The organism is Paraburkholderia terricola, from assembly GCF_900142195.1.
In the GTDB taxonomy this organism is placed as follows: Bacteria; Pseudomonadota; Gammaproteobacteria; order Burkholderiales; family Burkholderiaceae; genus Paraburkholderia; species Paraburkholderia terricola.
Map to the genome: position 1 here is coordinate 1 of NZ_FRAB01000082.1, position 13,386 is coordinate 13,386.

Below are 13,386 nucleotides of genomic sequence, written 5' to 3' on the forward strand. Positions count from 1 at the left end.
GTTTTTCGACGCCTTCAAAGACCTTCCCGGTCAATCCGAAGAATGCGTCGAGGCCAGCTTTCTGCGATGCGGCGATTTGCTCGGGACTCGATAGAACCATTATTGAAATTCCTCAGGATTCGATTCGCCGCACAAAGCCCGATCGATCGGATATGACCGGATGCCGCACGACGAATGGCGATGATGGATGAACCGAAGCGCAAGGACGCCTGCCAGGCAGCATGCGTCGCGAATACTTCGGAAGGTCGTTAAAACCAGGGGCACTTACACATTAAAGTCTAATCAAAGCCACTTCGCTGATTTTTTCTCGACGCGCTCGCCACGTGCTGGATGCGGAACACCCGCCGTTCCCTAGCGTCTGCGCGCGACGGCCTTGAGAATAGACGCGCCTTCGCTCGTGACATGAGGACGTGAATGGCCAGAGGCGAGACCCTCCAGCGATATGAGTTGACGCTCCAGCAGCGTGTCGAGTTCGACGCGCTCGAGGTCGATCTGATCGGGCGCGTCCTTGAGAAGCATCAGGGTAGCGAATTCATGGGGACTCAGCATATTTGTCTCCTCGTTTTAGTCTGTCTGCGCCGGAAGCATTAATTACCGTCTCCACACGGCGAATGCGGCAAATACTTCCCTCTCGTTTGCGAAGCAAGCGTTCAGGAAATCCTTACGGCGATGTCATCATAACCGCTCGATTTTCGATTGCAATATGCGGGAGTATATTTTTGATTCGTCTGATTATTCAGTCTGCATATCGAAAATGGCCGTCCTTGTAGTGCCGGCACGAGGAGCACGGAAGTCTTGACAGGCTTGCGCAGCCCGACCTGGACGGGGATCCATGGAACCGGCAGCCGACGCATTCATATTTGAATAGACTATTTATAGCCGCATTGTCTAGCATGGCCGCTTATAAGCTGATACTGAGAAATTTATTACCGCATGCGCGAATTATTTATTTTCACAGTTTCAATCATTGCAAGGAATCAAAAGTCGTGGTTTTTCGCGGTCGCAAAGGAGTGAGGAAAAGTTGTATCGCCGGCAAAACCACCATCGGGGAAGCACACCCGTTGCCTGGAACTGTCGTTGCCAACGATGTTCATCGAATGCAGATCACTACACCTCACCGACTCCAGTACTGCGGCATGGGATTGTGCCAAACTGACTCGATATGTAGTCCTGTATTGTTGTTCGTCGGGACAGACGGGTTTGGTGCTGAAAAAGACTTCCACATGGTTTTTTGTCACGAAAGAGTTGGACGAGCCTTCAAAGGACGAGAAGCAAACGACAATGCAGCAAGCCGGCACCAGCGCGTCCTCCAATCACGCAATGCATTGGAATCGTGCCGATTGGGCACGATGCTATCGTGAGATTCGAAGGCTGCAGGCTCGTATCGTGAAGACCGACACAGGACGGCAAGTACGGCAAGGTGAAGCCTTTGCAGTGGTTGCGGGCCCACTCGTTTAGCGGCAAGGTACTCGCCGTGAGACGGGTGACTGAAAATCAGGATAAACGGACTCCCGGTCTGAACGGCCATCCCTGAATCAAGTAGCCCTCGAATGGAGCCACTTCGGAAGCGGGCCGGATCGATTCGGGACAGCGCGAACGCGACGTGGTGGTCGTTTTCGATCGGCCCAACGGCCGTTGTGCTTCCACCGATCGCAATGAATTCGCACGGTCACGTCGCCCGCGCTGCCTGACCATTCAGCGTCGTTCCAGGGCTCTTTCGGGTCGTACGGCTACGGGTTACGAACGTGGAGCGCAAATCGTCGCGGCGACGCAATTCAATCGTGTCGCTGGAGGTGCAATCAGACGATCTTTCCCGGTCGTGAAAATATTGGTCTTCATCCGGTCGAGACGTCTGGACGTTCTCCTGAAGAAGTCAGGCACATCGAAATTGCCGGACTTTAACGCCAGTGCGACCGGAATTCTCCAATCGATTGGGTCGCGGGTGTACAGGGGTCGACTTGTGCGCCAATGCGTAAGTTTGCACGTCAGGTACGGATGGCAGCATCCGGCTTTTTCTCGCGCCTCACCGCGAATTTGCGTGCGCCTCGACCGCGCAAACCGCCCGCAACTGAAGCGAGCGTGTGTTCGATGAGATGCCCCGCTGTATCTACACCGAGTTCGTGGCAACCTCGACCGGCTGGTCGAAAATTGCCTCACCCCGCGACAGACCGAGTCTAGCGCGCTGAAATGCCGGACGGCTCGTGGGCAAGTGGCTATCTGCTCATTCCTCGCCCGGGATGCGCTACCGGCAAGCACGACAGCGCGACGTTCAATTGCCGCCAGCGCCCAGCGCGCAAATCAGGGGGCTGCCCGAGAAGGCCCGTCGAATGCCAAAAACTGGATTCATAGGAATGTGTGTCATCGAACGGAACGCCGTAAGCACAAGGTGTGAAGTGAGACTCGCCCGCATCTGATAAGTTATTTGCATTTGCGCTCAAGCACACGTTGCCCGAATGGCATCTTTCGGCGCGCGACGCAGGATTCCCAAGAGAGCCTTACGATGAACGTGCCAACGCGTCCGTCCAACCACGCGTCAACGCTCCTGTCCGCGACCGACAAGTGGATTCCGTCCCCGCCAACACCTGCACTGACTCTTGGCGGCCAGAAAACGCAACGCAGTAATGCTGGAAAGGTCGGGAGTGAACCGCTGCCGCACGACCGGACGGGAGGCGCTTCGCGTACCGCTCAGCGGGGCGTCCATCTCGGCAATTCACTGAAGTCGGTCGACTCCCATCTGTTACTTTTGATCATCCACGAAGCGAGTGGGCTCGGGATGATGTGCGGCAACATGAAGTTCGAAAAATTCAGCAGCTGTTGTGCCAGCAGCGACGCCACTTCCGAAGATTTCATAACGCATTCAGGCAGGGCAGAGTGCGAATTCACCGGCGCTCACGCGTCGCACAGCCATTTTCTCCGGCAGACTACCGCATTTGCCAATGCGGTCGATCGCGAAGAACTCGCCCGTTTGCAGGTCATCTACAATGTTGCGATGGATGACCGTATCACGCTCAATCAACTGTACGACTATCAGAAAGCGACGCTCGGGCGCCATGACGTTCAGCGAGGTGGGCACCGTCCCGCTTATGGCCCTGCGCGCGATGGCGACATCCGGCATTCACAGGCCAACGTCGGGAACGCTGATCGGCAGCTCGGCGACGACGCTCGCGGCTTCAATGAAGCCATTCACATGACGGCGGGGTGAGCGCGTGTTTCCGTACTTCGGCACGTTACGAAGCAAGATTCCGCCATTCCACCCCGATCATATGCGCATCGCGCGCGGTGCGATGCGCATTTCGGTTTTCGTGCTGGCCGGACGCTGCGCGGGCGCACTAAAGGAAATGGCGGTCGCGTATCGCTATGGCACGGGGCCGATAGTCGATGCATACCAGCTGACCATGACGCTGGTGGGCTGGCTGCCTGTCGTGATCGCGACGGTATTCTCGATAGTGCTGGTACCCGTTTTTGTCGAGTTGCGCGCGCAGCCGCTTGCGGATCAGACCCGCTTTCTGGGTGAGCTCGAAGGATGGGCCATCGTGGTCGGCGCGATGCTGACGCTATTGCTCTATGCGTGCTGGCCGTTCGCGCTGCATATCGGCGCGACGAACCTGTCGGCGGAAACGCGCGCGATCTGCCGGCAGATGATCCTGACGATGGGGCCGATCGGTGCTCTCATACTCGTGTCCAGCGCCTACGCGGCACGGCTGCAATCGCGCGAACGCCACATCAACACCTTGCTCGAAGGTCTGCCCGCCGGTTTCGTGCTGGGCCTCGTTCTGTCGGCCGGCGGCGAGGTTTCGGCGTTACCGCTCATAGGCGGCACGGTCGGCGGGTACATCGTGCAAACGCTGATATTGCGAATGCTGTCCGTGCAGGTCGACCCGATTCGCTACAGACTGCGTCTGACGCTGAAGGCGCCGCAATGGCAGCGAGTGTACCGGGCGGTGCGGGTACTCGCACTCGGCCAGGTGGTCATGTGCTGCACGCCGATACTGGATCAGTTCTTCGTGGTCGCCTACGGCGATGGCGCGGTTGCCACGGTCGGCTACACGAACCGCGTTCTCTCGCTGCTGCTCAGCATGGGCGCGCTCGCAATCGGCCAGGCAATCCTGCCGATCCTGTCGGATATCATCGGCGTCGGCGATCTGTCGCGCGCCCGCCATACCGCGCTGAAGTGGACGCTGCTCATGTTTCTGCTCGGCACGGGCGTGGCGCTGGTGTCGTGGCTGCTTGCTCCGCAAGCCGTCGCGCTACTGTTCCAGCGCGGCGCGTTCACCGCGCGGGATACGGCGGCCGTGGCGGAGCTTTTTCGCTGGGGGCAAATGCAGGTGCCGTTCTATTTCTCCGGCCTCGTGTTATTGACGCTGTTCGCGAGCGCGGGACGTTACCGGGAAATGGCCATCATCGCCTTGATGAGCTTTGTCGTGAAGGTTGTCGCCAACGTCGTCATGACGCATTGGCTGGCTATTCCCGGCATTTTCGCGGCCACCGCGCTGATGCACGCGACGACGCTCATCTACTATCTCGTCTACGTGCAAGGCTGGCCAACGGGCACCGCCACGACGGCGGCCGGGCAGCCATGAATATCGTTCTTCTCGTGAGTTCGATGGGCACGGGCGGCGCGGAACGCGTTGCATCGACTTCATCATCGCATATGGCGGCGGGGCACCTGATCCTATACGCTCACGAGCCAGGTACGGCAAATCTATCTCGCTTACCTCGCGGGGCGGAAGCGCTCCGGGCTGCGTGGTCATGCGGCGCGCCTGCGCATATTGCGCAATTGCTTTGCAACAGCAGGCCGGATCTCATCATTTGTTTTCTTACCAATCATCGACCTACTGAGAACTTCCAGCTTGTCTCGCCCACTTCAAATGTACAACCGGGTACCTGCCGTCGAATTCTGCCCATGAAGGGGCTGTGTCAGACGCATCCATTCTGCGTGCTCCTTCGGAGAAAAAGGGCCCGGAAATCCTCGCTTTACTCCTGCGGGCTTAATTTCACAGTCTTCCCATAGCATCGGAGAAAATAATAAGCGGCCATAAAAGAGCGGGCGTTGGATGTTCACGCCCATGTCGTGCGTTGTGCAACATTGAGTTTTACCGTTGGACCGGCAATATTCGTCGATGGCTGTTCGATTAGACTTGTCAAAAAAAGATTCGATTTCAGTAAGACATATGCATCTCTTTCGCCGACCAGGCCATGAAGAGATGTGGGATTGCGCACAGTTCTCATCTGATAGCGCGACGCCTTCACGAATCGCTGGGTTATCGTGTATCTATCCGGCGCGTGATTTTCCAGAAACGAAAAGCGAATCGCATCGCCGGACGCCATCGAGACATTCTCACAGATAAATCCACGCCAGTATCTCCAACTGGAGGAGACTTTGAATGGCAACGAATAAGTTCAACCGTCGCTCTTTTCTCAAAGGATCCGCCTCGGCCGCTGCGCTTATGTCGCTACCCGTACCGGGGGTTAGCCAGACAGCCTTGCCCACGCGGATGGAATGGCAGGTATTCAAAACGACGCCGCAATATGCGTCCTTTCTGAATGCACTGAAATTGATGAAAGCCGCGACCGATGCCACCAAACCGACGTCATGGGCGTACTGGGTCGATGTGCACCTCAACTACTGTCCGCACATGGTGCCGTACTTTTTCGCCTGGCATCGAGGCTATCTGTACTACTTCGAACAGCAGTTGAGAACGGTGTCGGGAGACAGTGCGCTCACACTGCCATATTGGGACTACTACAAGTATCCTGACATGCCGAGCGAATTCACCGATCCGGCCAGCGGCAACCCGTTATATATATCCGGGCGGGTCAATACCGATGTTTATGCTGCGCTGACGCTCGCGCCTTATGCGTCAAGCATCATCAATATGCAGCGCGGGACGTCAAACTCTTATGAGGCGTCGTTTGAATCGGCTCCTCATAACCCGGTGCATAATATTATCGGTGGATGGATGGCTGATATGTCGTCGCCTACCGATCCCATCTTCTTTGTGCATCACGCGAATGTCGATCGGCTGTGGGACGCGTGGTGTGCTGAGGCTTCGACTATCGTGCCGGCGCAAAATAGCTCGTACTGGTCGGGGTCATTCACCTATGCGACGAATCTCACGATCGCGAAATCGAAGTGCTATCGCCCCGAGATTCTTAACTATCGATACCCTGCGCCCAACAATGTGCCGACCGTGCTGCCCCAGAGCGCCCAGCAAGGTCGCATCATCCGGGTGCAGGCGCAGCTTGCACCGATCCTGGTCCGTCCTGCATTCGGCAACTTTCCGAATACGGCTGCGCGCCGGATCTCAAACAGGCGGCGCTCGCTTGGCGGCGTCGCGAATGTGACGCTCAAGGAGGCATCGGTCAGCGCACGTCTGCCACTGCAACCGTCGGACATTTCATCATTGAAGGATGCGATGTCGACGGCAGCAGCAAGCGCAGCTCCGGAAGCCCAGGCGAGCACGACCACGTTCAAGTATCCTTGCCTTGTCCTGGATAAGCTGGCGATCACCGCGCTCGGTAAAAACGGTGGCTATTACTACAACATCTATCTGAACCTGCCCGCCCGCGGCGACGCGGATGTCGCCAGGGCATCTCATTTCATCGGTACGTTTGGCGCATTCGAAGCATCCGGCGCCATTCACCACAACAGCCGCACGTTGACGCTGTCGTTGACCGATGTGCTGCAGAATCTGGGTGTCGCCGATCTGAACGAGGCCGTAATATCGCTCGTGCGCGTCAATGGGCCCAATTCGCCAAAAGGGGACGTGTTGAATGTCGGTGAAATGCGTGTCGAGCTGTCAACCGATGGTCCCTGATCGCTGGCGCTGATGTTCGCTGACGGTCCAGTCGCCTCGCCAACAGCACCTCGCTCACTACCAGCCGGTAGCCGGTCGCGACCGGTTACCCGCGCGCTTACATGGTATTTCTGCGCGGATCGGGAAGCAGAACAGGAACATATTGGACAGCGGGCCGCGTGTCCGCCATGCTCCACGGCTAATCAGGGAAGTTCGCGACGGCAAGCTGCCGGCCAGCGACGCGCAACAGATCGCGCAGACTCCAGCGCCAACTGATCCAGGCGTAAATAATTGGCGCATCGCGCAACATCAACGATGCGATCCGTCGGCATCAACGCAGTTCATGGTCACTACGGCGACGGCGGTGGCTTCGTCGTCTTCCGCCCACATCGCCAGGACCGTGCACGGCGCCGCTGTGGTCGTGCGCTGCGATGCAGGGGTTCGTCAACCTTATCCAGGTCGAGCCTTGTCCGTGGCGAGGCGAATCCAGCGCGACTGTACGGCGTCATCCCGCCGAACGCCAGCGTCATAATAGAAAGGAAGGAGGTCAAATATGCAAGAACCGCAGACGTGGGGAGGTTCAGCAGCAGCACCATGATCTGGGTTGTCGCAAGGGACCTCGGGATGACCATGGTCGCGTCGTCGTCGGTGATTCCCGGTTGAGCCGAAAAGGGCGTGTCCAACGCTCGAACCCGGTCGTCCCTCCAGCACGCGCGCTTCGGTTTATCCGGTCGCCCGGCTGGTCGAGCTTTCATGGCACAACCCCTCCGCTCCGACGGGCAGCCGCCAACGGACGCGTTGACGCAGGTTATCGGCGTGGAACCCGAGAAGTCCCCAAAGCGTATTGGCAATCTGCAGGCTCCACACCGTCGATATGTGCTGGCGGCTCCAGTAGCCCTTGTATTTTTCCGTGCCAGCGCCGAGGTCCATATCGAGATTGTGTTCGAGCGCCCATCTGACGCAGTGCTCCGTTGCAATGGCGCCGGGCGTCTGCCGCGCATAGGCCGGCTCGAATCCCGCGATAAGGTCGTCGAGGCAGTTCTTCCCAACGCCGAAGATGTTCACTGCGATCGGCTCGCCGTCAAGGCTAAGGACGAGGAGCCTGGCGATGATCCCGTCATCCGTCTGGTTGAGCAACGCGACGAGATAGTCCCGATACTCCCTGGAATACAGCCACCCGCCTTTTTTACCGGTGCGCGCGGCCCACTGGCGCTTGCAGGACAGCATCCAGTCAACCAGTCGCGCGTTTTCGTCTTTGTTCTCTGGTCCCAGAATGCGTATCTGCATGGCACCCATTGTTGACAGGCGCCGTTCCAGCGAACCCGGCCTGTTCCTGAACAGGCGGCCGAGCGAGGCGCTATAGGTCTCCCAGTCCTTTTCGCAACGCAGTTTCGCAACCGCCAGCGGATGAGCCGTTTTGACCATCACATGGCGCTTGCCCGATGCCAGTTCGTACAGTCCCGAGTCGGCGCTCGTGAAAGGAAGAAGGATCACATCGGCGCCGGACAGCCTTTCGACCGCATGCCAGGCGCGCTCGATCAGGGCCGGTGCGGACGCGCCTCCTTGCACGAGGATGTTTGTGTAATCGGTGGATTCACTCGCAAGCGGGCGTACGACTGTCCAGAAAAGTTTCCGGTAGGTGACAAGCGGCCACACGAGGACGAGCCGCCCTTGCTCGCGCAGCGTGATGCAGCACAGCTTCCTGCCGCGCGGTTGTGCGACGCGCAGCCAGCACTGCCAGCATGCGGCGAAAGCCTGGCCATACCTGCCTTCCTCTTTGGACCATAAATCATTCCATTCCTGTTGCAATGCACGAAATCTGACGGGGTTCGTGATTATCTCGAGTTGGAAACCCGTTCTGTCCCGACAGTGCGCAGGAAACGTCCGCTTCGCGGGCGCACGAACATCCGCAAAAAATGCCTGCATCATAATGCGATTCCTCGATTTGTCCCCGTTACCCCGACATCGCCTCCCGGTACAACGAGTGGCTGGAATTGCAACTGTCATGAGCCATGCAGCGAAGTGGCACGCGCTTCTGGCGTCGTCGAACCGTAACCACACACGAACGTGTCTGCCATGCATTCCGCTCACGGAGATATATGTTGCGCTGGGTCCACTACGCGTAGATGTGGGATGGGTCACATTTCTTGCGGGATTGCCCCATGACCGATTACACCTCGGCCTATCGTGTACGTGTCGCCATTGGGTCACAATGGAAACAAGAGCGATTCGGACGAAAAAACACTGCAACGCTTCTTTCCGGTTTCGGGGAGGACAATCTGCATGTCAGGGAATCACTTCAGCCAGCGGTTTTGTTCCAAGTAACGGCGTCGGCTGCGGCATCAGATCTATCCAGGCCGTAAGCACCCACCTCTCATCGAAAACTTTTACAGCATCCATCGTCGCCCCGAATCAAGCCCACAGGTCATTGGCTTATGTTCGTCCGAGACTGCGATAGGCGCTTCGGTTGATGCAGCCTTGAAATGGCTGTACTTCCTGCAGGTCTTGCCGTTGACCGTCACTGTCTTGCTTGATTCGCCGCGCGTTGCAGGCTTGCCGTTCACTTCGACGCTCGCGTTGCTCCGCGAGCCGGAGCTTGAGTCACTTGCAGGTACCGCGCTTTTCTTCGCGACTGTTTTGATGGGAGCGGACGATCGGGACTGTTACCGGGTTGCTGAGCTTCGTCTGGTTCGAGCCCATTTCAGCGTGACATAAGCCCGTCTGGATATAGCGGCATATACCGCTAAACGCGGACGACCGGTTGTTCTTCAGCATTTGAAATATTGCCGTCACCATTTCCTTGACAAGGTGATGGCAGACCTCGCAATCACAGCGGACTAAACGTAAAAACCACCGTTGTTCGGGTCATTGACCGTTAGCAACACCTGATAGTCTCAAGACTTTTGTGCCTCCGGTCGCAGTCTGTCGCCCGGGTATTAATGCGCGACACGGCATGCGGAAATATTCGTGACAAGGAGCTACGTTGATTCAGGAAACCGGGGCCGTGGCGGTCGACCGATGACCCGCCGGCCGAACACCATCATCGGCGTCAGCGTCTTCGTTGCCTGTGCGATTCTCGCCATCGCGGGCTGGGTCCTCACGCAGATGCGGCACGATGCGCTCAGGCGCTCGCAGGAAGCGGCCTTTAACGTATCGCTGCTGGTGGAGCGCGACGTGTCGCGCAATCTCGAAGTCTACGATCTTTCCCTGCAGGCGGTGGCCGATGGCCTGCGGCGACCCGGCGTGGCCGACCTGCCGCCCGACATCCGCCGGATGGTCCTGTTCGACGGCGCGGCGTTCGCGAAGGATCTCGGCTCGCTGCTGGTGACGGACGCGACAGGCAATGTGATCATCGACTCCCGCTATCTGACACCGCGTCCGGTGAATGTCGCCGACCGCGACTATTTCCAGATCCATCGGGGCCGACCGGACGCCGGTCTGTACGTCAGTCACCCGTTCGAGCCCCGGCTCAGCAATGGCGGCACCACCATTGCGCTCAGCCGCCGGCTGTCACGGCAGGACGGCAGCTTTGCCGGTGTGGTCGTCGGGACCATGCGCGTCAATTACTTCCGTCGACTGTTCGCCGGGATGAATCTGGGCGACAACGGTTCGATGGCACTCATGCTGGACGACGGGACCATGCTGATGCGCCGGCCTTACGACAGCAAGGTGATCGGGCGAAGCCTGAAGGGCACCGCCAATTACACGCGCTTTGCCCAGGCGCCAAGCGGCGACTTTTTTGGCACCGCCGCGATTGACGGTGTCGAACGCTGGTACGCGTTTCGTCACATCGCCGGCTTTCCGCTGATTCTCGACGTGGCGCTCGCGACCTACGACATCTATGAGGAATGGCGCCGGCGCGCGTGGATCATCGGTTCTCTGATGGTTGCGCTCGATCTGCTGATCGTTGCGCTGGCCGTGCTGTTCGCGCAGCAGCTGAAGCGGCGTCTGGCGATGGAATCTGAACTGCGATCGCTTGCGAGAACCGATGGGCTCACGGGACTCTGCAACCGGCGCACCTTTGACGACATGGCGCAGGCGGAATGGCGCCGTGCGCAGCGTAGCGACCTGTCATTGTCGCTGCTGATGATCGATGTCGATCACTTCAAGGGCTTCAATGATATGTACGGTCACTCGGCCGGCGACGATGCACTGGCGGCTGTCGCTGCGTGTATCAGCGAGGCGATCCGGCGTCCGGGCGACACCGCCGCCCGATACGGCGGCGAAGAATTCACAGTGCTGCTGCCCAATACCCCGCTGGACGGCGCGCTCCGGATCGCGGAGACGATTCGTGCAACCGTCCAGGCGCTTGACCGTCATCACGTGGCCAGCGTCCATCACGTCGTGACCATCAGTGTGGGGGTCGCCTGCACGGTCGGGCAGCGTTATGCGACGCTTCGTGCATTCATCAATGCGGCCGATGCCGCGCTCTATGAGGCCAAGGGAGGTGGCCGTAACCGGGTCGCCAGCGGGCCGGACACCGCGGCGCCGGATGTCCCCGTCGCGGCGGTGCCGAAATTCAGTAAGTGAGCGTTACCGTGTCCGTATCGATATAGTGCCGTCTCTGGCCGTCGTCTGCCGCAACACGCAGAGCGACTGGCTGGTGCCGGTGTCGGTTGCCGTGGCGGGGCAGTTCTTCCCCCCACGCGGTCGTATAGGCGGCTGATACAGCTGGTGCGTAGGTCGTGCCGCCGTTTCGGATCACGCGCCGATCAGCAGCCTCGAGCAGACTTCGCCGGTGGCTTGATGTCGAACAATCGGAACTAAACACGAAACCCCTTAAGGTGCGGGCGAATCACGCGCAGGTCGGCTACTTCATTGCCGCGACCGGCAAGGCCGAGCCGTTGATCTTCGATAACGGGGCAGATCGACGAATGCGTAAGTGCTGTCGACCTCATTGTTGATTAGATTTTTTCAGTAAAAACCAGGGAAAGACTTCCGCAGTCTCCATGTCGTTCCTGGCCGGTCCTTTGCCTGTCGGCGTTCGTCCGCACTTGCCCGGGAAGCATCGTACCTTTGGTGAGTCCACCGAAGGTTACACCTGTTGAACAGATCGAAGCCGTGCAGAACCGCCTTGCGCGGGAGACATATGGGAAGCTGCAGTCGCGTTACGCGTCGCTAATCCGGAACAGGCCGGATCAGCATCCGAATACCGCCGCCTCCCGCTAATACGCGGGGCTCGACATGGCACGCTAATCCTCACGAAACACATGATTAATGTATCCGGCGGATATATTCGATTCAGGGAGGTGCGCGCCCCAGCGGCTTTTTCTCCCAATTGCCTGCGCATAGGACAGGCATGATGGTTGCGCCGTTCAGGTCCACCTGTTCGGGGGAGTAGCTATGTCCTACGAATCTAGCGCGCCGTATCGCGGATACTGCATCGAAGTGCGTGTCACTCCGTGCCGGAGTCTGTCGTTTCACGGCATGGGGTGCAGATTCAGGGTCTCCTGGTCCATTTTTCCCCGGACAAGTGATCTCCGGCGATTGCAAGTTTTCCAGAGCAAGCTGAATTTTTGCATGAAGACGAGGCGCTCCGGTACGGCGAAAGTCGAGCACACACCTTTGTCGACTGCGCGATATCTCACCATTCGCAAAGCCGCTCTATCGTCTAGCGCCTGGATCATCTCTCCAACCACGCCACCCTGTTTAGGGGAGCAGTTACCGCGCGTTAGAGCGGCGCGTCTCACGCGCCCATGAGATTGATCAAAACCACCATGGTTTTCTCGAGCTCCACTGCAGTCAAGTGGTTCAGACTGGAAGATAACCGCGCCTGCCAGTCTTGCCCTGCGCTCGAAACCTGTTCGAAAGACCGCCTTAGACAGGCACCCATCCAGACTTTGCGAGAAATCCCGGTCATTCGCTACAGTATCATTGGATCTGCGAGTGTTTGATCGCGCACAGATGGCACATCTGGACTGCCGCTACGCTTTGCTCTCCGGAACCATCTGGACTCGCTTCCACAGTGATCCCAGCTTGGCATGACACCGCGACAGCGGTGTTGAGCGCCAAAGCGCGACGGGGCAGCGACTATATAACGGGTTTCATGAATGAAGCCTCGGCGGCCGTGTCGATATTTAAAACCGTTATCTGTAAACGCTCCAGCCGATTGAATCCTTGGGTGGCTGCCTGCGACAGCTACGCTGGTACCGTGAACATGGTTAACGAAGACGTCTCCGTGAAGCTGATGCCTGCACCACGAATCGAAGTCGACCGAATGCGCACCGATGTGAGCAACGCCAGGACAACCGTCATCCACGCCGCACGCGCCGGTCTGAACGGGCGCTCGATTTTCCATGAGCCCTGGTGGCTGGATATCGCGACCGGGGGCAACTGGAAGCTGGCGTCGGTTCATGACCGTGGTCAACTGGTCGCCGAAATGCCGTACACCGTGACACGCAAGGGCATCTGGCGCCTCTCGACCTTGCCCCCGCTAACGCGCACGCTCGGTCCCGTGATTCCGGCAGCGAAAGGCACGGGCGACGATGACTGGCGTCATTGCTTCGGTGCAACGCAAGCCCTGGTCGAGCAGTTGCCGGAGTGCGCGCTGTTTCACCAGCGGTTCGACCCGTACGTCTCGGATGCCATG

The 13,386-nt window shown here is 58.6% G+C and carries 10 protein-coding genes and 1 pseudogene; 9 read left to right on the forward strand and 2 right to left on the reverse strand.

Annotation, left to right across the window (positions count from 1 at the left end; all coding sequences use genetic code 11):
* Positions 1-191 (forward strand): hypothetical protein (locus tag BUE39_RS36130; RefSeq protein ID WP_412534877.1); only part of this gene is annotated, 191 nt, incomplete at its 5' end.
* Between the two features lie 160 nt (positions 192-351).
* Here the strand turns inward: BUE39_RS36130 and BUE39_RS33060 are convergent.
* Positions 352-549, reverse strand: coding sequence for a hypothetical protein (locus BUE39_RS33060; protein WP_073432901.1), 198 nt, complete (start codon positions 547-549; stop codon positions 352-354).
* Between the two features lie 871 nt (positions 550-1,420).
* Between BUE39_RS33060 and BUE39_RS35825 the strand changes: the two genes are divergently transcribed.
* The 4 genes from BUE39_RS35825 (at position 1,421) to BUE39_RS33080 (ending at position 6,818) form a co-directional block, all read left to right on the forward strand.
* The gene (locus tag BUE39_RS35825) at positions 1,421-1,534 is read left to right on the forward strand and encodes a reverse transcriptase N-terminal domain-containing protein (RefSeq protein WP_227470924.1); all 114 of its coding nucleotides are present in this window, start codon (positions 1,421-1,423) and stop codon (positions 1,532-1,534) included.
* A gap of 966 nt (positions 1,535-2,500) precedes the next feature.
* The gene (locus tag BUE39_RS34695) at positions 2,501-3,202 is read left to right on the forward strand and encodes a hypothetical protein (RefSeq protein WP_143032003.1); all 702 of its coding nucleotides are present in this window, start codon (positions 2,501-2,503) and stop codon (positions 3,200-3,202) included.
* 82 nt (positions 3,203-3,284) lie between these two features.
* Complete coding sequence (gene murJ, locus BUE39_RS33075) at positions 3,285-4,580, forward strand: murein biosynthesis integral membrane protein MurJ (protein ID WP_235005021.1); 1,296 nt, start codon at positions 3,285-3,287, stop codon at positions 4,578-4,580.
* Positions 4,581-5,384: 804 nt separating this feature from the next.
* On the forward strand, positions 5,385-6,818 hold the full coding sequence (locus BUE39_RS33080) for a tyrosinase family protein (RefSeq protein ID WP_073432904.1): 1,434 nt from the start codon (positions 5,385-5,387) through the stop codon (positions 6,816-6,818).
* Between the two features lie 702 nt (positions 6,819-7,520).
* On the opposite strand, the gene BUE39_RS33085 is transcribed toward BUE39_RS33080, so the two are convergent.
* Complete coding sequence (locus BUE39_RS33085) at positions 7,521-8,726, reverse strand: GNAT family N-acetyltransferase (RefSeq protein ID WP_159442616.1); 1,206 nt, start codon at positions 8,724-8,726, stop codon at positions 7,521-7,523.
* Positions 8,727-8,959: 233 nt separating this feature from the next.
* Here BUE39_RS33085 and BUE39_RS35065 point away from each other — a divergent pair, with 233 nt between their 5' ends.
* From BUE39_RS35065 to BUE39_RS33105, 4 genes and pseudogenes are all read left to right on the forward strand, one after another.
* Complete coding sequence (locus tag BUE39_RS35065) at positions 8,960-9,160, forward strand: hypothetical protein (protein WP_143032004.1); 201 nt, start codon at positions 8,960-8,962, stop codon at positions 9,158-9,160.
* A gap of 115 nt (positions 9,161-9,275) precedes the next feature.
* Positions 9,276-9,512: a hypothetical protein gene (locus BUE39_RS33090; protein ID WP_073432905.1), complete on the forward strand. Its 237-nt coding sequence runs from the start codon at positions 9,276-9,278 to the stop codon at positions 9,510-9,512.
* 303 nt (positions 9,513-9,815) lie between these two features.
* On the forward strand, positions 9,816-11,327 hold the full coding sequence (locus BUE39_RS33095) for a sensor domain-containing diguanylate cyclase (protein ID WP_073432906.1): 1,512 nt from the start codon (positions 9,816-9,818) through the stop codon (positions 11,325-11,327).
* Between the two features lie 1,516 nt (positions 11,328-12,843).
* Positions 12,844-13,386: pseudogene (locus BUE39_RS33105) on the forward strand (hypothetical protein); the annotation flags it as partial.